Below are 23,423 nucleotides of genomic sequence, written 5' to 3'. Positions count from 1 at the left end.
ACCGCCCGGCCCGGATGGCTACGGGCGGTGGGTGAGGTCCTTAGAGCGGACGGATGTCCGCGGCCTGCGGGCCACGCTGGCCCTGGGTGATCTCGAACTCGACGCGCTGGTTCTCCTCGAGCGAGCGGTAGCCGCTGGACTGAATCGCCGAGAAGTGCGCGAAGACGTCGTTGCCGCCGTCATCAGGGGTGATGAAGCCGTAGCCCTTGTCCGCGTTGAACCACTTGACGGTGCCGACAGCCATGTACTTCTCCTTGCCAAATCGAACCCCGCGTCGTGCGAGGTCGTAGGTAATGAGCTCGCAACTCACGAGCCCGTGCGTCGCATTTCCGGCCCCAACGCAAGAAGCGCCCGCGGTCGTAATCCCGCAGGCGCTGCCGAACTCTCTAAGAGAATCGAGCTCTCGGAGAGAGATAACACTGGGAACCAAAACTGCAACGTTGCGATGCTAACACGGTTACCGGCCCGCGCCAGATGAATCCGCGTGAAAACCCGGCGTTCACGCCGCGGTGCCCGTAACCCCGCGTTGACGTGCGCGCCGGGGGTACGCGAGCATGGCCGTCGAGCGGATGCGGAGGAAACCCGGTGTGAGTCCGGGACGGTCCCGCCACTGTGACCGCGCGGCAGCGCCGCACGGGAGTCAGGTCACTCCGGCCGCTCGCACCGACCACCAGCGCGGGCGTGGACACCCGCGGAAGGGACACGAGCATGCGGCCGCCTCTGAGTGCGGAATGACCACTCCCTACCCGTTCTCGGCCGTCGTCGGGCTCGACGATCTGCGCCGGGCACTGCTGCTCACGGCCGTGTCGCCGGCGATCGGCGGCGTGCTGGTCCGCGGCGAGAAGGGCACCGCCAAGTCGACGGTGGTGCGTGCGCTGGCCGCGCTGCTGCCGTCGATCGACGTCGTCGCCGGGTGCCGCTTCGCCTGCGACCCGGCCGCACCGGACCCGGCCTGCCCGGACGGGCCGCACGCGCTCGCCGGTGCGGCTTCCGCCGCGGCGTCCGGTGCCGTGGACAGCCGCCGGGCGCCGCTGGTCGAGCTGCCGGTCGGCGCGACCGAGGACCGCGTGGTCGGCACGCTCGACCTTCAGCGGGCACTGGCCGACGGTACGAAGGCGTACGAACCCGGCCTGCTCGCGGCCGCGCACCGGGGCGCGCTCTACGTCGACGAGGTCAACCTGCTGCCGGATCACCTGGTGGATCTGCTGCTGGACGCGGCCGCGATGGGCCGGGCGCATGTGGAGCGGGACGGCGTCTCGGTCAAGCACGCGGCCCGGTTCATACTGGTCGGCACCATGAACCCGGAGGAGGGCGAGCCGCGCCCGCAGCTCGTCGACCGGTTCGGTCTGGTCGTGAACGTGGCGGCGCCGCGCGAGGCGGTCGCGCGCGCCGAGGTGGTGCGGCGGCGGCTCGCGTACGAGGCGGACCCGGACGGGTTCGCGGCCCGGTGGGCGCCGGACGAGCGCGACCTCGCGGCCCGGATCGTGACCGCGCGCGACCTGCTGCCGTCCGTGACACTGCCGGACGGCGAGCTGGACCGGATCGCGCGCATCTGCATCGCCTACGCGGTGGACGGCATGCGGGCCGACATCGTGGTGGCGCGCGCGGCGATCGCGCTCGCGGCCTGGGCCGGGCGGACCGTGGTGACCGGCGACGACGTGCGCGACGCGGCCCGGCTCGCGCTGCCGCACCGGCGCCGCCGCGACCCGCTCGACCCGCCGGGCGCGGACGAGGAGAAGCTGGAAGAGGCGCTGAGCGAGGCGGGCGCGGACCCGGAACCTCCGTCGGACCCGCCGGCGGGCGAGACGGACGGCGACGCCTCCGACGGCGACCCGTCCGACGGCCCGGACGGCGGAGGGCCGGACGGCGGGGGCGGTCCCGGTGGTGGCCCGTCCGGCGGACCCGCCGGGGGACCCCCGCCGCAGTCCGGCCGCAACGGCGCGCCGGAGAACGCGGCGCAGCAGGAGAACGCGGCGCAGCAGGAGAACGCGGCGCAGCAGGAGAACGCGGCGCCACCGCCCGGGAACGGCAAGGACCGGAGGGCCGCGCAGCCCGCGCCGGTCGGTGCCGCGTTCCGGCCGAAGGCGTTCACGGTGACCGGCCGGGGCGAGGGTGCGCACGCGGGGCGTCGCTCGCCCGCGTTCGCGCGCCGGGGGCGCGTGGTCGGTGCGCGTACCCCGATCGGCCGCCGTGGTTTCGCCCCGCACCTCCCGGCCACGCTGCGAGCGGCCGCGGGGCGCGGCAGCCGTACCGTCGAGGCTGTTGATCTTCGGGAGGCCGTGCACGTGGGCCGCGAGGCGAACCTGGTGCTGTTCGTGGTGGACGCGTCCGGGTCGATGGCGGCGCGGCAGCGGATGCGGACCGTGAAGACCGCGGTGCTGTCGCTGCTGAGGGACGCGTACCAGCGGCGGGACCGAATCGGCATGATCACCTTCCGTGGCGGCGAGGCCAGCACGGTGCTGCCGCCCACGTCCAGCCACGAGGTCGGCGTCGCGCGGCTCGCGGAGCTGCGCACCGGTGGGCGCACACCGCTCGCGGCCGGCCTCCGTAGCGCCGCGACCGTGATCGAGACCGAGCGCCGTCGTGACCCGCGCCGCCGCCCGCTGCTCGTCGTGGTCACGGACGGCCGTGCGACCAGCGGGCCCGACCCGCTCACCGTGACGCCCGCGCTGTCCGGCACGTCGGCCGTGGTGGTCGACTGCGAGTCCGGCCCGGTGCGGCTCGGGCTGGCCCGGCGGCTCGCGGGCGCGCTCTCGGCGGACTGGATGCCGCTGGACGAGCTGTCCGCGTCGGCGATCTCGGTGAGGACGGCGGTCTGACATGCCACAGGGCAAAGTTGAGGTCGTGCCGGACGACGGGCTGACCACGCGCCAGCGCCGCCGGCAACCGGTCCTGGCCGTGCACACCGGGCCGGGCAAGGGCAAGTCCACGGCCGCGTTCGGCATGGCGCTGCGCGCCTGGTCGGCCGGCTGGCCGATCGTGGTGTTCCAGTTCGTGAAGAGTCCGAAGTGGAAGGTCGGCGAGGAGACCGCGCTGCGCGCGCTCGGCGAGGTGCCCGGCGGCGCGCCGGTCACCTGGCACAAGATGGGCGAGGGCTGGTCCTGGATCCAGCGCCCCGGCACCGAGCGCGACCACGCGGTGGAGGCCGCGCAGGGCTGGGCGCAGATCAAGAAGGACCTGGCCGCGGAGGCGTACCGGTTCTACGTGCTGGACGAGTTCACATACCCGATCAAGTGGGGCTGGGTCGACGTCGACGACGTCGTGGCCACGCTCCGGGACCGGCCGGGCAGCCAGCACGTGGTGATCACCGGGCGGGACGCGCACCCCGCGCTGCTCGAAGCCGCCGACCTGGTCACCGAGATGACGAAGGTCAAGCATCCGATGGACGCGGGCCGCAAGGGACAGCAGGGGATCGAATGGTGAGCATCCCGCGCGTGGTCATCGCCGCGCCCGCGTCCGGGCACGGCAAGACCACGGTGGCGACCGGGCTGCTGGCCGCGTTCGCGGCGCGCGGCACCCGCGTGGCCCCGTTCAAGATCGGGCCGGACTACATCGACCCGGGCTACCACGCGCTCGCGGCCGGGCGGCCCGGGCGCAACCTGGACGCGGTGCTGGCCGGCGAGGACCGCGTCGCGCCACTCTTCGTGCACGGCGCGGCCGGCGCCTCGCTCGCCATCGTGGAGGGCGTCATGGGCCTCTACGACGGGCGTGTGGGCGAGGGCGACTTCGGCTCGACCGCGCACGTGGCCGGGCTGATCGGCGCGCCGGTCATCCTGGTCGTCGACGCGACCGCGCAGGGGCGATCGGTCGCCGCGGTGGTGCACGGCTTCCGGTCGTTCTCCACCGGCGTGCACATCGGCGGTGTGATCCTGAACCGGGTCGGCTCCGACCGGCACGAGTCGCTGCTCCGCGAGGCGTGCGAGGAGGTGGGCGCGCCGGTCCTCGGTGTGCTCCGCCGGCACGACGCGGTCGCGGCGCCGTCCCGGCATCTCGGGCTGATCCCGGCGGTCGAGCGGCGCGCGGAGGCGTCGGCCGCGGTCGACGCGCTGGCCGCACTGATCGCGTCGTCGGTGGACCTCGACGAGGTGTACGCGCTGGCCTCGTCCGCGGGGCCGCTGCCGGTGGAGGCGTGGTCGCCGTCCGAGGCACTGACCGGTTCGGCAGACGGCCGCACCGCGGATTCGGCGGACGGCCGCGCTGCGGGATCGGCGACCGGGGGAGCGCGGCCGGTGATCGCGGTCGCCGGTGGTGCCGCGTTCAGCTTCGGCTACGCCGAGACCACCGAACTCCTCGCCGCCGCCGGTGCCGACGTGGTCACCGTCGACCCCCTGCACGACGAAAAACTCCCCGAGGGTACGCGTGGGCTGGTCGTCGGCGGCGGATTCCCCGAGGTGTACGCGTCCCAGCTCTCCGCGAACGCCTCGCTGCGCAACGAGGTGTCCCGGCTCGCCTTCACCGGCGCGCCGGTCGTCGCCGAGTGCGCCGGGCTGCTCTGGCTGGGCCGCACGCTCGACGACGCTCCCATGTGCGGGGTCCTGGACATCGAGGCCGCGATGACGCCGACGCTCACGCTCGGTTACCGGGACGCGGTCGCGCTCGCGGACAGCGTCATCGCCCCGGCGGGCACCCGGGTCTCCGGGCACGAGTTCCACCGCACCATGGTGAGCCCGCGCTCCGGCCTGCTGCTCGCCCCGCGCGCGGACGCGGCCTGGGCTTGGCGCGGCGCCGAGCCGGAGGGTTTCGTCACCGAGAACGTGCACGCCTCCTACCTGCACCTGCACTGGGCCGGCCAGCCGGAGATCGCCTCCCGCCTGGTCACCGCCGCGACCGCGGTGGCGTGACCGCCGGGGACGCCCTTCCGGCTGATCTGGCGGATCCGGCGGGCACGCCGGATCCGGACCGGGCGACCCGGTCGTGCCGCTATGCCGTCGGGGTCGGCGTGCGCCCGCAGACCACCGGGGATGAACTCGCCGGGCTGATCGACGCGGTGCTCACGGACCGGGAGATAGCGCCGGGGGCGGTCGTCGCTCTGGCCACGCTGGACCGCCGCGCCGATCACCCCGCCGTGCGGGCGGTCGCGGCAGCCCGCGGCTGGCCGGTGATCGGCTACTCGGCGGGCGAGCTCGGAGCGGTCGCGACGGAGGCGGCGGGTTCGCCGCGGGTCCAAGCCGCGGTCGGCACTCCCAGCGTCGCCGAGGCCGCCGCCCTGCTGGCCGCCGCCGAGCCCGGCGGCCACGCGGCGGCACACCTGATCGTCACCAAACGCACCGTGCCCACCGCCGCCGTGGCGATCGCGATGCCGAGTCCCGCGGCCGGAGAGGAATCAGAACAGTGAGCCCGTACCTGTCCGGATGTCTGGTCACCGTGTGCCGGGACTGCTGCTGTGGCAGCGCCCGCAAGCATCCGCGCACCGACCACAATCGCCAGCTCGACCGCCTGAGCAAGGAACTGACCGCCGCCGGTCACCGGGTCAGGACGAGCCTCTGCCTGGACCTGTGCGAGGAGTCCAACGTCATGGTCGTCCACCCCGCCCCGGCCGCCCGCCGGCGTGGTGCGCGGCCGGTCTGGTTCGGCCTGGTGCTGGACGACACCGTCACCCGTGACATCGCCGACTGGGTGCGGGCGGGCGGCCCCGGCGTCGCGGAGCTGCCGGCGCCGCTGGAACTGTCCGTGGTCGACCCCCCGGCCCGCGACTGATCAGCTCTGCTGAATCGTCCGGAGCGCGTCCTGCGCCGCCTTCAGATCGCCGGCCGAACCGACCTCGCCGGCCGGCGGTGCCGACGGCGGGCGGGCCGTACCGTACTGCTCGAAGCTCAGTGTCATCTGGTCCGGCCGGAACTCGCCCGCTCCCGGCACCTCGAACGAGAACTGCCGGATCCGCCCCTTGTGGTCGGTCGTCGCCTGGAACGGCAGTGCGCGCGCCCTGTCGCCGAGCGCCGCCAGGTGCGCCTCCTCCGGGATCAGCAGCAGCGTGCCGGGCTCGACCCCGGTCAGGTCGAGCGTCCCCGCGAACGTCGCCGTGCCCTTCCGCGTCGCCGTGACCACGCCGGTGACCAGGCCCTCGACGCCGGTCAGCCCCTTGCCGGGCTTCGTGAACGGCAGCGGCCCGGCGAAACCGTTCGTGCTGATCCCGCCCGGTGGCAGCCACTTCTTGCCGCTCAGCGAGTCGGGCAGGCCGGCGGGCATGTCCGCGGTGCGCGAGATGTCCATCAGGATCCACTCGTCGTCACCGATACGCCGGTAGCGCACGTCGTAGATGTCGGTCTCGCTCTTCTTGACCCGGTGCTGCAGCTCCAGCGTGCCGCTCGGCCCGTGCACGACGCCGGAGACGTCTCCGTTGGCGGACGAGCCGTGCCTGAACTCGTAGTTGAGCTCGTCGAGCGCCGAGACCGAGGCCAGCAGAGCCGACTTCGGGTCCGGCAGCGGCGCCGCGCTCGACGCGGCCGGCGCCGCCTCGTCGGAGGTGGGCCCGGCGCAGCCGACCAGAACGAACAGAATCGCCGCGAGCGCGGCTATGTGTCCCCGTGACAAGGATTGACTCCCGTGTAGAAATCCTGCGAAGCGCCAGGAGCGTACCGATCGGGTACGACTACTCGCGTCCGGCCAGCACCCGCAGCGCCTCGGCCCGCCGCTGGGCGCCCGTGTCGCCGCGCTCGGCCGCGATCTCGGCCTGGGCGATCAGCATCCGCACGCGGAGCGCGAGGCTGGCGGAGATCGGCCCGGCGGCCCGGCCGATCAGCGTGATGACCTCCGGGTCGGGGTTCTCCACGACGGCCGACAGCGCGTGTGAGTCCGCCCGGGCGCCGCGGCGCAGCAGCTCCGCCGCCAGGTCCGCGTCGATGCCGGAGGCGCCGAAGCGCAGTGCGTGCGTGACCGGCACGTCCCGGCCGAGCAGCCAGCGCGCGGCGTCGTGCGCGGAACCGGCCAGCGCGATGTCCAGCGCGGTCATCCCGCCTCGCGCCGGCTCGCCGAGGTCGCAGCCCTGCGCGGCGAGCCGGGACAGCACGGCGACGTCCGTGGCGCCCCGGTCGAGCGCGAGCCGCCGCAGCCGGGGCGAGCCCGCGATCGTGCCGGCGTCGAGCGCGCCGTGCCAGTCCAGCACCGCGGACCGCACGAGGCCGCGGAGCGGGTCGCGCAGTGCCGGCGGCAGCTCGTCGAGCACGTCGCGGAGGTCGATGCCGTGGTCCGGATCGTCCGTCTCCCACGGGTCCTGCTCCAGTGTGAGCTGTGCGAACAGCGCCGGCACGTCCGCCGCGATCGCGCCCGCGCGGTCGCCCTCGGCCAGTTCCCACCCCGGTGGCAACCCCTGCTGCCAGGCGTAGATCTCGCCGGTCGGCAGGTGCGCGTACACCCGCTCCAGGTATTCGAAGCCGCCGAACGGCAGGTAGCCGGGCGGGCCGTCCTCCTCGATCCAGCCCCACAGGTCGTGGTAGCCGTCGCTGCCCGGGTAGAACAGCTCCCGCAGCGACAGCGCCTGCTCCGCCGCGCCGAGCGTCACGGTCAGGTCGTAGTCGAGGCCGCCGCCGAACGACGTGCGCCACAGCGCCGCCAGCCCGGCTGGCACCGGCCCGCCGCAGCGCGCCGCGACCTCGGTCAGCTCGTCGTCGGTGACCGGCGGCCGGGCGTCCAGGATCAGCCGGTTCTCGAAGATCGCGAGACCGGCCTCGGCGAGCGCGCGGGGGTCGATCACTGCTGCTTGATCGCCTTCATCGCGTCGTCGTAGTTCGCGACCTCGGCCGGATCCGGTTTCGCCGGGGCCTGGGACGCGCCGTAGCCGCTCAGCGTCAGCTCCACGTGGTTGGCCGGGACCGCGCCGGCGGCCGGGACGTCGTAGACGAACGTCAGCAGCCGGCCCTCGCCGTCGAGCGTGGCGGTGAACGGCACGGCGGAGGCGGCGTCGCCGAGCTGGGCGAGCAGCTCCGCGGTCGGGCCGACGCGGAGCACACCCGGGCCGACCTGGGTGAGGTCGAGCGTGCCCGCGTACGCGTTGTCGCCGGTCTCGCGCGCGTCGATGACCGCGCGCACCGCCGCGGTCGCGCCGACCACGTCGTCGCCCGGCTTCGGGAACGGGATGCCGCCCAGTTCGGTCACGGCCGGGTCGGTGAGCGGCACCCACTTCTCGCCGGTCATCACGTCCGGCAGCGCGGAGGTCATGTTCTCCACCTTGCTGAAGTCGAGCAGCACGAACCGCTCGCCGGCGACGGTCACGAAGTCGGACGTGAACTGCTGCCCGTCGACCCGCGAGTCCAGCGTGACCCGCATCGACTGCGCGTCGGCCAGCTGCGAGCCGTCGACCACCTGATAGGTGGTGGCGTGCTTGAACGTGTAGTTGCCGTCCAACAGCGCGACCACGGAGTCGTCAAGCGCGGTGAACGGGTCCTCGGGGGCCTCCTCCTCGGCGCCGCAGGCACCGAGTGCGAGCGCGATCAGCACCGCCGAAACCGCCCGTAGCTGCTTCTTCACCGCTCGTCCGCTCCCATCCTCGCCCGCGACCGCCGCGAGCCTACCGTCTACCTGTCTTACGCATGGACGGCCAGTTCCGGATCGATGGTGGCGCCGGTCAACCTGTTCGCGAACGTCGACAGCGTGTAGGTGCCGATCCCGAGCACCACCTCCAGCGCGGCCCGGGCACTCCATCCGGCAGCCTCGAAGGCATCAAGATCCTTCGCGGGTACGTCGCCGGAGTGCGCGAGCACGGCCAGCGCGAACGCCCGTACCGCCGCGAGGGTTGGATCGTGTATCGGGGTTTCGGTGCGCAGCGCCGCGATGAGGCCGCCGTCGGCGCCGAGCTCGTGGAGTCGCTGGGTGTGCAGCGCGACGCAGACGTGGCAGCCGTTGCGGACCGCGACCGTCATGATCACGGTCTCCCGGGCGAGCGGCGGCAGCGAGGTGGCGGCGAAGAGCCCGTTCAGGCGCTGGAAACCCTCCAGGAGCTGCGGCGACGTGGCCATCCGGGCGGCCGCGTCCGGCAGGTGGCCGAAGTGCTTCTCGATCGCGAGCAGGCCGCGGCGGGCGGGATCCGGCGCGGATGCGACGGTGTGTGCGGGGAAGTACACGGCATCTCCTAGACTCGTCAACGTGGTTGACGAAAAGGTAAACCGGGTTGACGAACCTGTCAACGGCTGGGAGCTGCCGCTGCTGCTCTTCGGCGGCTTCCGCACGCTCATCGACGCGCTGCACGTGGAGCTGGCCGCGCAGGGGCATCCGCACGCGCGCCCGGTGCACGGCTTCGCCATGCAGGCGATCGGCCGCAGCGGCGCCACCGGCAGCGAACTCGGCCGCCGACTCGGCGTCTCCAAGCAGGCCGCGGGCAAGACCGTCGACCGCCTGATCGCCCTCGGCTACGCGGAACGCGCCGACGACCCGCACGACGCCCGACGAAAGATCATCCGCCTGACGCCGCGCGGCCTGGACTGCCTGGCGTGCTCCGCCCGCATCTTCGACACGCTCCGCGCGTCCTGGGCCGGCCGGCTGGGCCCGGCCCGCGTCGCCGACCTCGAGTCCGCGCTCCGCACGGTCGTCCCGGCCGACGCCCTCCGCGTCGACGCACCCGGCTGGCTCGGCGCATGAGCACGCCGGACTCCGCCCGCTTCCCTCACCTGCGTAATCTGCCGCGGTTCCCAGGCGCCGCGACGCCACGGAGCCGCGCCGAACAGCGCGGCGACGCGGCAGCGGCGGGGGTGCTCGGGTTCGTCTCCGCGCTGGCGCTGGCCGGTGGGGCCTGGTGGGCCGGTGCGCTGCCCGCCGGTCACCGCACCGGATCGGCCGGTCCGTACACGGCCGGTCTGGTGGTCTGCCTGCTCGGCCTGGCCGGTCTGATCACTGCCTGGCTGCTGATCGCCCGCCGGCCCCCGGCCCGCGGCCTGCTGCTCACCGGTGTGCTGTGGCAGCTGCCGTTCCTGTTCGCGCCGCCGATCGGCTCCCGGGACGTCTACTCCTACGCCTGCCAGGGCTGGGTCTTCGCCCGGTCCCTGGACCCCTACGCGGTCTCGCCGCGCGCCGCGGACTGCCCGTGGCTGCCCGGCGTGGCCACGCTCTGGCAGGACGCGACGACGCCCTACGGTGCGTTCGCGCTGCTGCTCTCCGGAGCCGCTGCCACCGGCGGTTCGTGGCCGGTCGCGCTGGTCGTGCTGCGCCTGTGCGCGGTGGCCGGCCTGGCGCTGGCCGCGTTCGGCGTCCACCGGCTCGCGCGCACCTTCGGCCTCGACCCGCGCCGCGCGGTCTGGCTCGCGCTCCCGGCCCCGCTGATCGCCATCCACGCCACCAGCGGCGCCCACCATGACGCCCTCCTGGCCGGCCTGGTCCTGGCCGCGCTGGCCCTCTGCGTCGACCGCGTGCCGGGTGGCCGGCCCGTCGTGGCCGCGCTCGTCGCCGGTGTCGCGCTCGGCCTGGCCGCGGCTATCAAGATCACTGCGATCGCCGCGCTGCCGTTCGCCCTGATCCTCGCCGCGCGTGCCGGGCTCCGTCGTACCCTCCCGGTCGTAGCCGGTCTGTTCGGCTCTTTCGCCCTGGCCGGCCTGGTCTCCGGGCTGGGCCTCGGCTGGGTCGCCGCCCTCACCGAGTCGACCGGCCCGAAGCAGTGGACCTCGGTCCCAACCGGCGTCGGCATGGCCGCCGCCTATGTGCTGCGCCCGCTCGGCCTCGCCGCCCACGAGGACACCGTGCTCGCCGCCGCCCGCCTCGCCGGCCTCCTCGCGCTCGCCGTCGTCACGCTCGTCTGCCTGCGGACCGCCTGGCAGCGCCGCGCTGACCCGCGCGCCGTCGTGCTCCGCGCCGGCATCGTCCTGCTGGCGCTCGTCCTGTTCGGCCCGGTCGCCTACCCCTGGTACTTCCTGACCCCGATCCCGGTCCTCGCCGCCGCCCTGACCCGTCCGCGCCACCTGCGATGGCTGGCGTTCGGCGCCACCTTCGCCGCGCTGCTGGTCCTGCCGGACGGACTCGGCATCCCGTCCCAGACCAAGGCGGTCGGCGCGTTCGCGGATCTGCTGCTGGTCGTCGCGGGCGCCGCCATCGCGGTCCGCCGCTCGCGACGACGGCCGAGCGGCCGCTGACTCGACGAAGCCGCGCGGAATCGGGATCGCCGCCCGCCCTTCCTGTCATGATGCCAGGTGGCAGTCCAGCAAAGCCTGTTGTCGGCCGGTGTGCATTTCGGCATTGCTCTCCTTGCCTGACGTCCTATCGACACCTGGCAAGGAGCGACCAGGCCGCGATCTGCAAGGTAGCAGATTGGGGGTTGGCAATCTGGCCGGGCGATGCGAGACTTTGCAAGGAGTTGGAGTGGCACTGCAGCCATGGGTTCCGGAGTTGCCACTCGGGTTCATGGCGCCTGATTTGGGTGGAATATTCATTAGCTGCGAAAACAGACGCCCGGGTGCAGCCGGGCGTCTTTTCTTATTCGCACCAGATTGTGGCGATCTTTCGGGCGCTGGTCTCCGCCTCGTGCGCTACCGGTGTGAATGAGCATGGTGAAGACTCATGTGCGGCCGGTCGTCCTGGCTGCATACCAGGCGGTTGGCTGTGCCGATCCCATCCACCCGATCAGACCTCACGCGGATGACGATCGCCGGTTCTTCTCGGACGGCGAAGCCTTGGCGTGGGGCCACGCCTTCCGATAATTCGAGAGGGCGATCTCCCAGAGGAGGCTCACCCGTGCGCGAAAACTCTGCTCTGCGAGCGGTCTGGCTCGCGATCATCATCGTCGTTTCGATCGTTGCCGGGATTGCCGCCGCGCTTCTCTCCGTCGCTGGCGGAATGGAGATCCCGCCGGCGATTCTCGCTGGTGCCGCCGCGTTTGCCGGCGCGACGGTGCTATTGCTGCAGGTGGCTCGATTCGCGATGAATCACGCGGAGTAAGTGGACGCTGTGGTGGAACCGTGATCGTAACGAATTCGGTTCCACTGCAGTCGATGGATCATCGTCGGGTCGGCCGGGACAGCGTGCTGTCCCGGTTTATGATCTTCAATGAGGCGGCGACGAGGTCGGCCGGCTCTGGGGACAGTGCGATCTCCAAGGCCAGACGGCCGGCCTCACGCAGCGGTGGTGAGCGGCGGAGTGGCGTAGCGGGCCTCCTCGACGTCGTCGAAGCCGGCCACGGCGATGTCGTGGCTGGGCGAGCGGCCGGCCGCGCGCAGGCCGGTCATCGAGCCGACGGCCATGATGTCGTTGACCGCGAATACCGCGTCGGTGTCCGGCGGGATCAGCGCGCCGGCACGCCGTCCACCGGCCCGGGAGAAGTCGGTCTCGACCAGCGCGGGCGGTGCGAGACCGGCCGAGAGCAGGCCATCGGTGAAGCCGTGCCGGCGGTCGGCGGACGTGCGGATCCGGTCGCCGGAGTGGACCACGGCGAACCGCCGGAGACTCAGATCCGCGAGGGTACGAGCGAGCGCCCGCGCCCCGCCGTAGTCGTCCACCGGCACGGTCGGGAACGGCAGGCCCTCCTGGCTGATCAGCGCGACCCGGCCGCCGGCGGCCCGATAGGCCTGCAGCTCCGCGACCAGCGCGCCGGCGGAGGCGGGAAGTCGTCGATCCGGCTGCCGGCGATCACGATGACCTGCGGGCGGTGGCCGCGCAGCTTGTGGACCAGCGACACCTCGAGCCTGGGGGAGCGGTCCGCGACCGCCATGGCTGCTCCGCTCCTTGAACGCGGGCACCTCGGACAGGTCGTCCGGGATCTCCTCGTACGACCTGTCCAGTGCGCCGGTGCCGCCGCGTGCGAACGGCGTCTCCCGCACGAGTGTGTCCCGCAGAGTGGCCCAGACGGTCCGCACCCGCCCCCTGCCCAGCGGGGACGCCGTTTCCGGGACGTGTTCACGCCCACGGCGCCATCCGTGCCGCAATTCGGATGAATCGGACTCAGTTGACGCAGAGGCAGAACGGATGCCCGGCCGGGTCGAGGAAGACCCGGAACGTGGTGCCGGGTTGGTGGTCGTGCTTCACCGCACCCAGCCCGACCACCGCGGCCTCGGCCGTGTCCAGATCGTCCACGATCACGTCGACGTGCATCTGCTGCGGCTTGTCCTGGCTCGGCCAGGTCGGCGCCGCGAAACTGTTCACCCGCTGGAAGTTGATGCAGTTGCCGTTCTCCGCGCGGATCTCGGCCCAGTCGGGGTCGGAGTCGTCGACCTTCCAGTCCAGCATGGCGCCGTAGAACCGGGCGAGCGCGCCCGGGTCCGGGCAGTCGAGCACGAAGCTGGGGTAACGAGCGATAGCCATGCCGCTACCGTAGGCCGGATTCCCGACATCCTCTGACGGGTTCCGCCGAAGTAGATCAGGCCGGGTTCCGGTGGCCGGGCAGCAGGTCGCTGATCGTGGTCGACCGGAGCGCGGCACTGTTCGTACCCGCGTGGTGTGACATGCCCTGGATCAGCTCGTCGAGGGCGGCCCAGGCGTCGTGGCGCGGCTCCCAGCCCAGCTCGGTCGCGGCCCGCCCGGCGTCCAGCAGTGGCACGCCGACGGCCAGGTCCAGCCAGCCCGCGTCGGTCGGCTGCAGCCGCGCCCGCCAGGTGGCCGCGGCCAGCCCGCGCAGCACCCCGATCGGCACCGGCACGGTACGCCCGCGGAAGCGATGCGCCAGCCCGGCCGGCTCCAGGACCGGATCGGCCACGATGTTGAACGCGCCGGACACGTCCGCCCGAATCGCCCGCAGGTACGCGTCCGCGACGTCGTCCGCGTGCACCGCCTGCACGCGCAGCCGCGGGTGGTCCGGGATCACCGGCACGCGCCGGAAGCGCAGCAGCGACACCGGCAGCAGCGGCCCGAGGAACAGCCGCGCGATCCCGGCGCCCGCGTCGTGCTGGAAGATCAGCCCGGGGCGGAGCATCACGATCCGCGGCCCGTCCGCCGCGCGCAGCAGCGCCTCCGCCGCCACCTTGTCCTGGCTGTAGGACGACGTCGGGATGCCGGTCGCCGGGTGCGACTCGTCGACCGTGTGATCCTTCGGCCCTTCGCCGTAGACGCCGACCGACGACGCGTGCGCCAGCACCGGCACGCCCGCGCGCCGGACCGCCTCCAGCACGTGCCGGGTCCCGCCGACGTTCGTGCGCCGCAGCTGCTCCCGATCGTGGCTCGGCTGGATCTGCCAGGCCAGGTGGATCACCGCGTCCACGCCGTCCAGCCACCCGGCCAGCGGCTCCACCACCGCCGGATCGCCGAGGTCCGCGCCGTGCCACCGCACGCCGTCATAGGGCGCGCCCGCGCCGAGCGGCGGCACCCGGCGGGCCACCCCGATGATCTCGACGTCCCGCTCCGCGCGCAGCCGCCGCAGCACCGCCGTCCCCACGTTCCCGGTCGCCCCGGTGACAAGAATCCGCATGACCGGTCGTTTACCCCACCAGATCAAAACCATCCGGCGGTACGGAAGAAGGGTGATCCTTCAGGCGATCATCCGCGACACCGCGTACATCACGTCCCGGAACTCCGGCTCCGACACGATCCATGCCGGGTGCGGGTTGAGCAGGCGCGCTGTGGAGAGGGTGCGGATCTGCTCGGTGATCGCCCAGCACTCCTGAGCGCCGGAGCCGATCCGCACCCGCTGCCGCCAGCCGGGCCGCTCACGAGTCGTCAGCGGGATCACGGTAGCCAGCGCTTCGGCCGTCAGCCTCAGGTGCAGGTCGCTGGAGACGATCAACACCGGGCGGGTGCGCGCCTGTTCGCGGCCCTCGGCCGGGTCGAGGTCGGCATACCACACCTGGCCGGGCGCCAGCCTCACGCTGCCTCATCCCAGGGATCGTCGGCCAACGACGGTGCGAGTGACCGGTCGGCGGCGTCGGCGGAGCCGACATAGTCGGCCCAGCCCTGCGGATCGGAGGCTCGGAAGGCATCCATCGCGGCGACCGCCTGTGTCGCCCAGTGTTCGTCGATCAAACGCCGGATCGTGTCGCTCGCGGTCGTCCCGCCGAAGTCCTCGGCAGCGATCCTGAGCAGGTCATCCCGCACCGGCTCGTCCAGCCGGACCGTCGTCGTCCTTATCATGCCGCCAGTCTACTTCGCTGTAGATGTAAACGTATGCGCCTGCCTTCGTTCGTACCCGCTGGGGTCAGGATTCTCGGGGTTCGCGCAGCGACGCGGCGGAGTTGACCCAGGCCAGGATCATCGCGCAGCCCGGCAGCGTGGCCAGGCCGAGGATCGGCGCCTGGTTGACCGCGACCATGGCCGCGGCCAGCACGAGCAGCGTCAGGCCGCTCAGCCACCACCGTCGCACGGCCGCGTAGGCCGCGGTCAGCAGCCCGGCCCACAGCCGCGTGCCCGGCCGCAGCGGCAGCAGCGCCAGCGCGACCACGCCCGCGGCCGTGCACAGTACGGCCAGCACCACGAACAGCGGCACGAGGTAGGCGCCGGCCGGGTGGTCGTGCAGCGCCACCACGTCCGCGATCAGCACGCCGAGCAGCGCCACCGTCAGCGCACCGCGCAGCAGCGCCGCCCGGAAGAACCGCCGATACGCGGTCACGTAGGACATCTCGCCGTGCAGGTAGCCGAACGCGGCCGCGACCGACGGCCCGAGGCTCAGGGCCAGAACCCCGAAGAAGAGGGGGTACGCCGTGGGCTCCCGCACCACGGCCAGCGCGAGCAGCAGCGGCAGGTTCGCGACCGCGAGCGCGAGGTTCAGCACCAGCGCGCGGTGCAGGAACGACCAGATCGTGTCCCAGGTGCCGTAGGTCAGGTTGATCATTTGAGCCCCGAGGTCGCGATGCCCTGCACGAAGTAGCGCTGGCCCAGCAGGAACACGGTCAGGATCGGCACCACCGAGATCACCGAGCCCGTCATGATCATGGCGTACTCGGCGTCGTACAGGCCGACGAACGCGCGCAGGCCGATCTGCACGGTCCACAGGTCGTTGCTGGTCAGGTAGATGAACGGCCCCATGTAGTCGTTCCAGGTGTTCACGAACGTGAGCAGCGCCAGGCTGGCCAGCGCCGGTTTGGACAGCGGCAGGATCACCCGCGCCCAGATGCCGTACTCGGAGAGCCCGTCCAGCCGCGCGGCCTCGCTCAGCTCGTCCGGGATGGTCAGGTAGTACTGCCGCATCAGGAACACGCCGAACGCGCCGAACGCCTGTAGCAGGATCAGCGACAGGTGCGTGTCCACCAGGCCGAGCTTCTGCATGATGATGTACTGCGGCACCATGTACGCCTGCCACGGCACCGCGATCGTGGCGATGTAGGCCAAGAACAACGCGTCCCGGCCGGGGAAGCGGATCTTCGCGAAGCCGTACGCGGCGAAGCTGCCGGTCAGCACCTGCATCACGGTCACCGACACGCTGAGCAGCATCGAGTTGCCGAGGTAGGTCCAGAGCGGGATCCGGTCCCAGATCTCGGCGAAGTTCTCGAAGCGGAACTCGGCCGGGATCCACTGGATCGGGACCGTGAACACCTCGTTGTTCTGCTTCAGCGACGACGAGACCATCCAGGCGAACGGGATCATCACCAGCAGCGAGAGGATGATCAGCAGGGCGTAGCCGAGGAGCTTCCCGGCCGTACCCCCGCGTCGGTCGTTCTTGATTGGTTTCGCCGGTGTGGTGATCGGCGTCTCGAGCAGCGTCGTCATCGCTCGCTCCTCTGCTGGAGGCGGAACTGGATCAGCGTGACCAGCAGGACGACCACGAACAGCACCATCGAGATCGCGGACGAGTAGCCGAAGCGCCCCTGCGTGATGCCCTCCCGGAAGATCAGCTGGGACAGCACCAGCGTGGACCGGCCCGGACCGCCCTCCGTCATCACCTGCACCAGGTCGAAGACCTTGAAGCTGGAGATGGTCAGCATGATCACCACGAAGAACGTGGTCGGGCGCAGCGACGGCAGCGTGATGTTCCAGAACCGGGCCCAGCGGCCGGCGCCGTCCACCTTCGCGGCCTCGTAGAGCTCGGCCGGGATCGTCTGCAGGCCGGCCAGGTAGAGCACCATGTAGTAGCCCATGTCCCGCCACACGCTGGTCAGGATCACCGCGGGCATCGCCCAGTCCGACGACGTGGTCCAGCCGGGCGGGTTCTCGACGCCGATCCCGCGCAGGAACTGGTTGACCGGGCCCAGGTCCGGGCTGAACAGCATGTTCCACACCACCGCGACCGCGACCAGCGACGTCACGTACGGGAAGAACAGCGCGGTCCGGAACAGGCCGACGCCGCGCAGCGGCCGGTTCAGCAGCATCGCGAAGCCGAGCGCCGCGACCAGCGTCAACGGGATGTGCCCGATCGCGTAGTAGCAGGTGTTTCTCAGCGCCACCCAGAACGTGGCGTTGTTCCACATCCGCTCGAAGTTGGCGAGTCCCACCCACTCCGGCGTGCTGTACGAGTCCCACTCCATGAACGACAGGGCGAGCGCGGCGACGACCGGGACGAGCGTCAGCGCCGCGAAGCCGAGGAAGTTCGGCAGGATGAAGCTCCAGCCGATCAGGGTTGTGCGGCGGCGTGTCTTCGGCGCGGCCGTCCGGGTCATGATCGCCACGTGGTCTCCCCTCCGCGACGGGGAGCCGGCCGTGGCGCGGCCGGCTCCCCACCTGTGCCTGCGGTCAGCCGACCTCGTTCTTGACCCGCTCGCCCATCTCCCTGAGCCCGTCCGGGATCGCCTTCTCACCCGCCATGATCAGCTCGTGCTCCTCCTTGAGGATCGCGTCCACGTCGGAGGACGTGTCGCTGACCGGCATCTCCAGCATGATCTCGTCCGGCGCGAACGCCTTCTTCGCGGTCTCGTCGTTCGGCATGCCGGCCACCCCGGCGTACGCGGCCAGCACCGCGTCGTTGGTGAACGACGGGAAGATGCCGATCTTGGCTACCGCGGTCGCGCCCTTCTCGCCGGACGCGAACTCCACGAACTTCCGCGCTGCCTCGGAGTTGGCCGCGTTCTTGTTCACCGCGAACGCGGTCGGCGAGCCGAACGTCTTCACGCCCGCGCCCTTCGCGGGCTGCGGCATCGGCGCGACACCCCACTCGGTGGCGTGCTTACCGGCCGCGATGTCCGCGATGAGGCGCGCCGAGTACCACGCGCCCATCGGCACGAACGCGGCCTTGCCGGTGGAGAACTGGCTGTCGTAGCTGACCTTCTGGCTGTTCGCGGTGCCCCACGGCATGATCGCGCCGGCCGTCTCCAGGTCCTTCGTCAACGTGTACTGGCCGGTCATCCACGTGTAGTCACCACTCAACTGGTCGCCGCCGTTCTGCGACGCCGCGATCGCCTGCACCACCGAGCGCCAGACGTGGTGGTAGGCGCCGTAGACCTTGTCCGCGCCCTCGCCCTTCGCGGCGGCCTTGACCAGCGCGGCGTACTCGTCCCAGGTCAGATTCGACAGGTCCGCGTCGCCGACGAGCTTCTTGTTGTAGTAGAGGACCCAGAAGTCCTGGCGGTACGGCAGCGCGTAGTACTTGCCGTCCAGGTCGTAGGAGTCCAGCCCGCGGTAACTCTCCTTGGGCAGGCCGTTCGCCACGTCGGTCAGGTCGGCGAGCTGACCGCGCGTGCCGTACCGGGCGTAGTCGGTCACGTTCTTCATGGTCAGCACGTCGGTCTTGTCGCCACCGGCCAGCATCGTGGTGACCTTCTCGGCGTAGTCGTCACCGGCCAGCAGGTCGACCGGCTGGATGTCGATCGTCGGGTTCTCCGCCTCGAACGCGTCGAAGAGCGCCTTGAACTCCGGCGTCTGGTCGTAGGCCCAGACCGCGATGGTCAGGACGTCCTTGCCGTCCGCGGTCTTGGCCGGCTCGTCACCGCCGCCGCCACAGGCGGAGGTGAGCGTTATCAGGGCGGCCGCGACCGCGATGCTTTTCATGAGGTGCCTCTTCATGAAAGCTGACTCCATTTCTCTTATGCGTGCGTCGTGAGCAGGTCTGCGGTGACTTCCGCGTGCAGCGGCTCGGCTGCGAGCCATCGGCCCAGCTCGTCCAGCGCGAAGTCGCTGAGCCGCAGGATCTCGGTGCCGAGCGATCCCGCGATATGCGGAGTGATCATGATGTTGGGGACGGACCGAAGCGGATGGTCGCCGGGCAGCGGCTCCGGGTCGGTGACGTCGAGGATCGCGAACAACCGGCCGGACCGGCACTCGCTCTCCAGCGCGGCCGGGTCGATCAGGCTGCCGCGCGCGGTGTTGATGACGGTGGCGTGATCGGGCAGCAGCGCCAGCTCGGCCGCGCCGATCATGCCTCTGGTGTGCTCGTTCTCCGGCGCGTGCAGGCTCAGCACGTCGCTCCTCTTCAGGAGCGTCTCCAGATCCGCGGGTACGCCGCCGGCGCGCCGCACCTCGTCCGGGTCCGCGAACGGGTCCGACACCAGGCACCGCGCGTGGTCGAGCAGGCCGAGCAGCCGTACCACGCGGCGCCCGATCCGGGAGAAGCCGACCACACCGATCGTCCGGCGGAAGTTGGACAGATCGCCGTAGCCGTCGCGGTGACCCCACGCGGTCTGGTTCGCCGGGTCCGCGGCCAGGAACGGTGCCTTCTTGCCGGCCAGGATGATCGCGGCGAGGGTGAACTCGGCGACCGGAATCGCGTTGATGTCGGCCGCGTTGCTGACCCGCAGCCCTCGCCGCCAGACCTCGTCGCTGACCAGCGGGCGGACCGTACCCGCGCAGTGAATGATCGCCTTGAGCCGTTTCGCCTGTGTGAGGCGCTCCGCGGTCAGCTGCGGCGCCCCCCACGACGTAAGCAGGACGTCCGACTTTCTCAGTCTTTCCTGTGATCCGGGGGAGTCGAGCTCGTCCACCCAGACCGGATCGTCCAGTGCCACCATGCCGGCCAGCCGGTCGAGGCGCTCCCGGTCGAAGTGCGCCCGGTACGAGCTCTCGTCCATGACGAGCAGCGCCCGCGGCTTTGACACTGGTGCCTCCCGCTCAAGTTCGGTAAAAGGTGAGCTGGGTTACATGAATAACGTCAGACGAACATGTAAGCCAGACTCCGTAACCTGCCGGACACAAACGTTCGGACTCGAACACCGCACCTGGGGGCGCCGTGCAGCCGGACCGCATGTTCAACCTGCAGCGCCAGGAACGCCTGCTCGGCGAGTTGCGCCGGCACGGCGCGGTCCGCGTGCGCGACCTGGCCCGCGACTTCGGCGTCTCCGAACTCACCATCCGCCGCGACATCGCCGCGCTCGCCGACCGCAACCTGCTCACCAAGGTGCACGGCGGCGCCACGCTGCCGATCGACTTCGTGCCACCGTCCCAGCGGCCACGCCGCGCGCCCACGACCCGCTTCACGATCGGGATGGTGGTGCCGTCGCTGGACTTCTACTGGCCCGCGATCGTGGCCGGCGCACGCACCGCCGCCGCCGTGATGGGCGTCAGCATCCAGCTGCGCGGATCCAGCTACGACCAGGACGAGGACCGCCGCCAGATCACCCGGCTGATCGAGGCGCAGCAGGTCCAGGGGTTGCTACTGGCCCCGAGCCTCGACGGCGATCACCTCGATCAGATGATCGAATGGATCGGCCGGCTGCCGGTGCCGACCATCCTGGTCGAGCGCCAGCCGTCCCGCTGGACCCCGACCCCACGCCAACTGGAGTGGGTCCGCAGCGACCACGCGCTCGGCGTCGAACTGGCCGTCCGGCACCTGTGGGAACACGGGCACCGCCGGATCGGCCTGGTGCTCTCCAAAGGCAGCCCGACCTCGGCACACCTGGAACGTGGCTGGCGCGCGGTCTGCGCCGACCTGGAACTCCCCGACGAACTGCTGATCCGCGAATCGGTAGCGCTGGACGCACCCGGCCACCGCGAGAAGATCGCCGACATCCTGGCAGCCTGCCGCCGCACCGGCACACGCGCGCTGATCGTGCACAGCGACCCGGACGCGATGTCGGTCGCCCAGTTCTGCACGGAACAGGGCATGTCGATCCCGGGCGACCTCGCGATCGTCTCCTACGACGACGAGGTGGCCCATCTGGCCGAGCCGGCCCTGACCGCGGTCCGCCCACCGAAGAACCACGTGGGGCGAGTGGCGGTCGAGCTGATGGTGTCGCGGCTGCTGGAAGGCGAACGCCGCCCATCCCAGCAGATCCTGGTCACCCCCGAACTGGTCATCCGCAGCTCATCCCTACCCCGCGTGGTCCGATAGTCCGCCGCTGGGAACGACTCCGGGTGCTCGTTGGCCACTACCGCGGGATGCGATTCCGAACGTGTCGGGGGTTGCGCGTCCGATATTCGGGGTTATTGGTTACTTTCGCTGTCCGGTTGCGTTTTCGCCTCCGGCGGGCCTCGGGCTCCGGAGGGCTTCCAGCGAGGTCGGATTTCGTCGGCCCGGCTGTCTTCTCGTGGGTGACATGGGTTGGGTCTCGTGTGCCCTGGCCGTCCCGTATGCCGTCTTCCAGGTCAAGCCGAGCAGATCGTCGGCAGGGCCGCCAGCTTGGTCCTGGTCGGCAGCGTCGTCGCAGCGCGCCGTCCTAGCCTGAGCTGGGGTTTCGTGGTGGCGGCCCTGCCGATGATCTGCACCCCGAGGGGTGGTCGACGGCATACGGGGCAGCCAGGCGGCGGCGGTCTGCGCGGTACGCACGAATTACAGCAAAGGCGGGTCTCACGGCCGCAGCCTGGGCTGGTTGCGTGGTGGGCGCGATTCCGGAAGCGGCGCGCGGCTGCGGCTGGGCTGGCTGCGCGGTGGCGCGATTTACGGCAATTGCGAGGCCGCGGTCTACTGGCATTTGGCGGTAATAACGTCGATATGGAGGCTTAGTCAGGGCGGCGATCCAACGCCGCGTGGCCGCAGGCCGGGCCGCCTGACGAGGGCGACGCTGAATAAGCCTCATGGCTCAACTCGCGCCATTGTATACCCGCGGTGCGGGTGACGTTTGTGATGATATTCCAGCACCGCGAACCCTTCCAGCCCTTCCCGGCGCATGGTTCGGCGAGCGGACTCGCGCTTGCGCGCACTCGGCACACAATCCAGCCCGTAGCCTCACCGAATCAGCGATCGAGAAACAGAACTTGACCTCGCCGCTCACCCCTGCCCGGAACATCGCGATAAAAGCCGCGACAGCTGACTGTCAAAACGATCACGTGTGCCAAATCGGGCTCTTCGAAGTTGAGCGGGGTGCGGTGTTGACGGCGACCCGGACGTAGCGGGCTCGCAGCTCGTCGGTGATCATCTGAGTGTCTAGATCGGATAGTCACAAGTGAAGAGCTGCGAGCATGGTCAACGATACGACCCGGCTGCTGGGCCTTGACGGCCTGGTCGTCGATCGGGTCGAGCTGGATGCCGCTGGTGTGCCGGTGGTGGTCTTGTCCACTGGGTGTGAGCAGGCGCGTTGCTGCCCGGACTGCGGTCAGGAGGCGGTGCGGGTGAAGGCGTGGGTCACGACCCGGCCGCGGGATCTGCCGGTCGCCGGCCGGACGGTGCGGTTGCGGTGGCGTAAACGCCGCTGGCACTGCCCGACCGATAGTTGTCCGCGTGTGTCGTTCACCGAGCAGGTCGGGCAGGTCCCGGCCCGGGCGAGACTGACCGGCAGGCTCCGCGCCGCGGCCGGGGCCGCAGTCGCTGACGGCGGGCGGACGGTCGTGCAATCGGCCCGTGATCACGGACTGTCGTGGCCGGTCGTCGCGGCGGCGTTCACCGCTCACGCCGCAGCGGTGCTGCCCGCCGAGCCCGATCCGGTCGAGGTGCTGGGGATCGACGAGACCCGCCGGGGCCGGCCGAAATGGGAGTTCGACCCGGTCACCCAGGCGTGGCAGACGAGCGTGGACCGGTGGCACGTCGGCATGTGTGACCTGACCGGCGGCCAAGGGCTCCTCGGCCAGGTCGAGGGCCGGACCGCCCAGACCGTGATCGACTGGCTTACCGCCCGCAGCCAGGATTGGCGTGACCAGGTCCGATACGTGGCGATCGACATGTGCACGATCTTCAAATCCGCGATCACCACCGCGCTACCACACGCGATCCTGGTCGTCGATCACTTCCACGTCGTGCAACTCGCCCACCAGGCCCTCAACGACGTCCGCCGCCGGATCACCGTCCAGCACCGCGGCCGCCGGGGCCGGGCCGGAGACCTCGAATGGGACCTACGCAACCGCCTGACCCGCTCCGCACGCCGGCTCCGCGCCGAACGCGTCGACAAACTCTGCGACGACCTCACCACCCTGCCAGCCAAGATCAGCACACCGATCCTGGCCGCATGGAACGCCAAGGAAGACCTCCTCGACCTCCTCGCCCTGGCCCGCACCCACCCGAACCGCGAAACCATCACCCGGCACCTGCACCGCTTCTACACCCGCTGCGCCGACTCCGGCCAGCCCGAACTCACCCGCCTCGCCCGCACGATCGAGACCTGGTGGCCGCAGATCCTCGCGTTCCTCCACACCGGCATCACCAACGCCGGCTCCGAGGGCACCAACCGCGTCATCAAAACCGTCGCCCGCAACGCCTACGGCTTCCGCAACCCCGAAAACCAACGCCTACGCACCCGCGCCGCCACCACCCGAAAATCCCGCGGCCACCTCAACCCCGCTTAACCTCGAAGAGC

General features: G+C 71.3%; 25 protein-coding genes and 1 riboswitch. Of the genes, 10 read left to right on the top strand and 15 right to left on the bottom strand.

The window, feature by feature from the left end; genetic code table 11:
• Positions 1-40 precede the first annotated feature (40 nt).
• Positions 41-244 (bottom strand): transcription antiterminator/RNA stability regulator CspE, encoded by a 204-nt coding sequence (cspE, locus tag J2S43_RS18810; protein WP_306830959.1) that lies wholly within the window; start codon positions 242-244, stop codon positions 41-43.
• Positions 245-577: 333 nt separating this feature from the next.
• A riboswitch (cobalamin riboswitch) is annotated at positions 578-649 on the top strand.
• An 82-nt stretch (positions 650-731) separates the two neighbouring features.
• Here cspE and J2S43_RS18805 point away from each other — a divergent pair.
• The 5 genes from J2S43_RS18805 to J2S43_RS18785 are packed head-to-tail and all read left to right on the top strand — an operon-like array spanning position 732 to position 5,697.
• Positions 732-2,819 carry a VWA domain-containing protein gene (locus J2S43_RS18805; RefSeq protein WP_306830957.1) on the top strand — a complete coding sequence of 696 codons (2,088 nt, stop codon included), beginning with the start codon at positions 732-734 and terminating at the stop codon, positions 2,817-2,819.
• Position 2,820: 1 nt separating this feature from the next.
• A complete protein-coding gene (gene cobO, locus J2S43_RS18800) occupies positions 2,821-3,423 on the top strand; it encodes a cob(I)yrinic acid a,c-diamide adenosyltransferase (RefSeq protein WP_306830956.1) in 603 nt (200 codons plus the stop codon).
• The gene (locus tag J2S43_RS18795) at positions 3,417-4,841 is read left to right on the top strand and encodes a cobyrinic acid a,c-diamide synthase CobB (protein ID WP_306830954.1); all 1,425 of its coding nucleotides are present in this window, start codon (positions 3,417-3,419) and stop codon (positions 4,839-4,841) included. The genes cobO and J2S43_RS18795 overlap by 7 nt, the downstream gene beginning before the upstream one ends.
• Positions 4,838-5,335, top strand: coding sequence for a cobalamin biosynthesis protein (locus J2S43_RS18790; RefSeq protein WP_306830951.1), 498 nt, complete (start codon positions 4,838-4,840; stop codon positions 5,333-5,335). The genes J2S43_RS18795 and J2S43_RS18790 overlap by 4 nt, the downstream gene beginning before the upstream one ends.
• Positions 5,332-5,697, top strand: coding sequence for a hypothetical protein (locus tag J2S43_RS18785; RefSeq protein ID WP_306830949.1), 366 nt, complete (start codon positions 5,332-5,334; stop codon positions 5,695-5,697). The genes J2S43_RS18790 and J2S43_RS18785 overlap by 4 nt, the downstream gene beginning before the upstream one ends.
• On the opposite strand, the gene J2S43_RS18780 is transcribed toward J2S43_RS18785, so the two are convergent.
• Genes J2S43_RS18780 through J2S43_RS18765 form a run of 4 tightly spaced genes read right to left on the bottom strand, consistent with a single transcriptional unit; the run spans position 5,698 to position 9,056 of the window.
• Positions 5,698-6,531, bottom strand: coding sequence for a hypothetical protein (locus J2S43_RS18780; protein ID WP_306830947.1), 834 nt, complete (start codon positions 6,529-6,531; stop codon positions 5,698-5,700).
• A 58-nt stretch (positions 6,532-6,589) separates the two neighbouring features.
• Positions 6,590-7,690: an SMI1/KNR4 family protein gene (locus J2S43_RS18775; RefSeq protein ID WP_306830945.1), complete on the bottom strand. Its 1,101-nt coding sequence runs from the start codon at positions 7,688-7,690 to the stop codon at positions 6,590-6,592.
• A complete protein-coding gene (locus J2S43_RS18770) occupies positions 7,687-8,463 on the bottom strand; it encodes a hypothetical protein (protein ID WP_306830943.1) in 777 nt (258 codons plus the stop codon). The genes J2S43_RS18775 and J2S43_RS18770 overlap by 4 nt, the downstream gene beginning before the upstream one ends.
• Positions 8,464-8,519: 56 nt before the next feature.
• Positions 8,520-9,056, bottom strand: a complete 537-nt coding sequence (locus J2S43_RS18765; protein ID WP_306830941.1) for a carboxymuconolactone decarboxylase family protein — start codon at positions 9,054-9,056, stop codon at positions 8,520-8,522.
• A 22-nt stretch (positions 9,057-9,078) separates the two neighbouring features.
• Between J2S43_RS18765 and J2S43_RS18760 the strand changes: the two genes are divergently transcribed.
• The 3 genes from J2S43_RS18760 (at position 9,079) to J2S43_RS18750 (ending at position 11,853) form a co-directional block, all read left to right on the top strand.
• The gene (locus J2S43_RS18760) at positions 9,079-9,570 is read left to right on the top strand and encodes a MarR family winged helix-turn-helix transcriptional regulator (RefSeq protein WP_306830940.1); all 492 of its coding nucleotides are present in this window, start codon (positions 9,079-9,081) and stop codon (positions 9,568-9,570) included.
• Positions 9,567-11,051, top strand: coding sequence for a polyprenol phosphomannose-dependent alpha 1,6 mannosyltransferase MptB (gene mptB / locus J2S43_RS18755; RefSeq protein ID WP_306830938.1), 1,485 nt, complete (start codon positions 9,567-9,569; stop codon positions 11,049-11,051). The genes J2S43_RS18760 and mptB overlap by 4 nt, the downstream gene beginning before the upstream one ends.
• Before the next feature lie 598 nt (positions 11,052-11,649).
• On the top strand, positions 11,650-11,853 hold the full coding sequence (locus tag J2S43_RS18750; RefSeq protein WP_306830936.1) for a hypothetical protein: 204 nt from the start codon (positions 11,650-11,652) through the stop codon (positions 11,851-11,853).
• 173 nt (positions 11,854-12,026) lie between these two features.
• On the opposite strand, the gene J2S43_RS18745 is transcribed toward J2S43_RS18750, so the two are convergent.
• From J2S43_RS18745 to J2S43_RS18700, 10 genes are all read right to left on the bottom strand, one after another.
• Entirely contained in the window at positions 12,027-12,767 is a 741-nt protein-coding gene (locus J2S43_RS18745) for a substrate-binding domain-containing protein (protein ID WP_306830934.1), read from the bottom strand.
• Positions 12,768-12,852: 85 nt separating this feature from the next.
• Positions 12,853-13,212, bottom strand: coding sequence for a VOC family protein (locus J2S43_RS18740; protein WP_306830932.1), 360 nt, complete (start codon positions 13,210-13,212; stop codon positions 12,853-12,855).
• Between the two features lie 55 nt (positions 13,213-13,267).
• The gene (locus J2S43_RS18735; RefSeq protein ID WP_306830930.1) at positions 13,268-14,311 is read right to left on the bottom strand and encodes an NAD-dependent epimerase/dehydratase family protein; all 1,044 of its coding nucleotides are present in this window, start codon (positions 14,309-14,311) and stop codon (positions 13,268-13,270) included.
• 60 nt (positions 14,312-14,371) lie between these two features.
• On the bottom strand, positions 14,372-14,707 hold the full coding sequence (locus J2S43_RS18730; RefSeq protein ID WP_306830928.1) for a type II toxin-antitoxin system PemK/MazF family toxin: 336 nt from the start codon (positions 14,705-14,707) through the stop codon (positions 14,372-14,374).
• Positions 14,704-14,934 carry a hypothetical protein gene (locus J2S43_RS18725; RefSeq protein WP_306830926.1) on the bottom strand — a complete coding sequence of 77 codons (231 nt, stop codon included), beginning with the start codon at positions 14,932-14,934 and terminating at the stop codon, positions 14,704-14,706. The genes J2S43_RS18730 and J2S43_RS18725 overlap by 4 nt, the downstream gene beginning before the upstream one ends.
• Before the next feature lie 100 nt (positions 14,935-15,034).
• Positions 15,035-15,667 (bottom strand): hypothetical protein, encoded by a 633-nt coding sequence (locus J2S43_RS18720; protein ID WP_306830924.1) that lies wholly within the window; start codon positions 15,665-15,667, stop codon positions 15,035-15,037.
• Complete coding sequence (locus tag J2S43_RS18715; RefSeq protein ID WP_306830923.1) at positions 15,664-16,542, bottom strand: carbohydrate ABC transporter permease; 879 nt, start codon at positions 16,540-16,542, stop codon at positions 15,664-15,666. The genes J2S43_RS18720 and J2S43_RS18715 overlap by 4 nt, the downstream gene beginning before the upstream one ends.
• Positions 16,539-17,429 (bottom strand): carbohydrate ABC transporter permease, encoded by an 891-nt coding sequence (locus tag J2S43_RS18710; protein WP_306839331.1) that lies wholly within the window; start codon positions 17,427-17,429, stop codon positions 16,539-16,541. Before J2S43_RS18710 ends, J2S43_RS18715 begins: the two co-directional genes overlap by 4 nt.
• A 73-nt stretch (positions 17,430-17,502) precedes the next feature.
• Entirely contained in the window at positions 17,503-18,753 is a 1,251-nt protein-coding gene (locus J2S43_RS18705) for an ABC transporter substrate-binding protein (protein WP_306830921.1), read from the bottom strand.
• A 35-nt stretch (positions 18,754-18,788) separates the two neighbouring features.
• Positions 18,789-19,796: a hydroxyacid dehydrogenase gene (locus tag J2S43_RS18700; protein ID WP_306830919.1), complete on the bottom strand. Its 1,008-nt coding sequence runs from the start codon at positions 19,794-19,796 to the stop codon at positions 18,789-18,791.
• A 146-nt stretch (positions 19,797-19,942) separates the two neighbouring features.
• On the opposite strand from J2S43_RS18700, the gene J2S43_RS18695 reads away from it, so the two are divergent.
• Both J2S43_RS18695 and J2S43_RS18690 read left to right on the top strand, forming a co-directional pair.
• Entirely contained in the window at positions 19,943-21,028 is a 1,086-nt protein-coding gene (locus J2S43_RS18695) for a substrate-binding domain-containing protein (RefSeq protein WP_306830917.1), read from the top strand.
• Between the two features lie 1,067 nt (positions 21,029-22,095).
• Positions 22,096-23,412: an ISL3 family transposase gene (locus J2S43_RS18690; RefSeq protein ID WP_306826563.1), complete on the top strand. Its 1,317-nt coding sequence runs from the start codon at positions 22,096-22,098 to the stop codon at positions 23,410-23,412.
• The last annotated feature ends 11 nt before the right edge of the window (positions 23,413-23,423 follow it).

It is taken from the genome of Catenuloplanes nepalensis (assembly GCF_030811575.1).
Lineage (GTDB): Bacteria > Actinomycetota > Actinomycetes > Mycobacteriales > Micromonosporaceae > Catenuloplanes > Catenuloplanes nepalensis.
The sequence above is the reverse complement of the archived record's forward strand: the minus strand, read 5'-3'. Positions and strand labels throughout refer to the sequence as shown.

Coding starts and splice junctions, on each gene's coding strand:
- cspE (WP_306830959.1), bottom strand. CDS start 244: ATGGCTGTCGGCACCGTCAAGTGGTTCAACGCGGACAAGGGCTACGGC.
- J2S43_RS18805 (WP_306830957.1), top strand. CDS start 732: ATGACCACTCCCTACCCGTTCTCGGCCGTCGTCGGGCTCGACGATCTG.
- cobO (WP_306830956.1), top strand. CDS start 2,821: ATGCCACAGGGCAAAGTTGAGGTCGTGCCGGACGACGGGCTGACCACG.
- J2S43_RS18795 (WP_306830954.1), top strand. CDS start 3,417: ATGGTGAGCATCCCGCGCGTGGTCATCGCCGCGCCCGCGTCCGGGCAC.
- mptB (WP_306830938.1), top strand. CDS start 9,567: ATGAGCACGCCGGACTCCGCCCGCTTCCCTCACCTGCGTAATCTGCCG.
- J2S43_RS18740 (WP_306830932.1), bottom strand. CDS start 13,212: ATGGCTATCGCTCGTTACCCCAGCTTCGTGCTCGACTGCCCGGACCCG.
- J2S43_RS18735 (WP_306830930.1), bottom strand. CDS start 14,311: ATGCGGATTCTTGTCACCGGGGCGACCGGGAACGTGGGGACGGCGGTG.
- J2S43_RS18720 (WP_306830924.1), bottom strand. CDS start 15,667: ATGATCAACCTGACCTACGGCACCTGGGACACGATCTGGTCGTTCCTG.
- J2S43_RS18715 (WP_306830923.1), bottom strand. CDS start 16,542: ATGACGACGCTGCTCGAGACGCCGATCACCACACCGGCGAAACCAATC.
- J2S43_RS18710 (WP_306839331.1), bottom strand. CDS start 17,429: ATGACCCGGACGGCCGCGCCGAAGACACGCCGCCGCACAACCCTGATC.
- J2S43_RS18705 (WP_306830921.1), bottom strand. CDS start 18,753: ATGAAAAGCATCGCGGTCGCGGCCGCCCTGATAACGCTCACCTCCGCC.
- J2S43_RS18695 (WP_306830917.1), top strand. CDS start 19,943: ATGTTCAACCTGCAGCGCCAGGAACGCCTGCTCGGCGAGTTGCGCCGG.
- J2S43_RS18690 (WP_306826563.1), top strand. CDS start 22,096: ATGGTCAACGATACGACCCGGCTGCTGGGCCTTGACGGCCTGGTCGTC.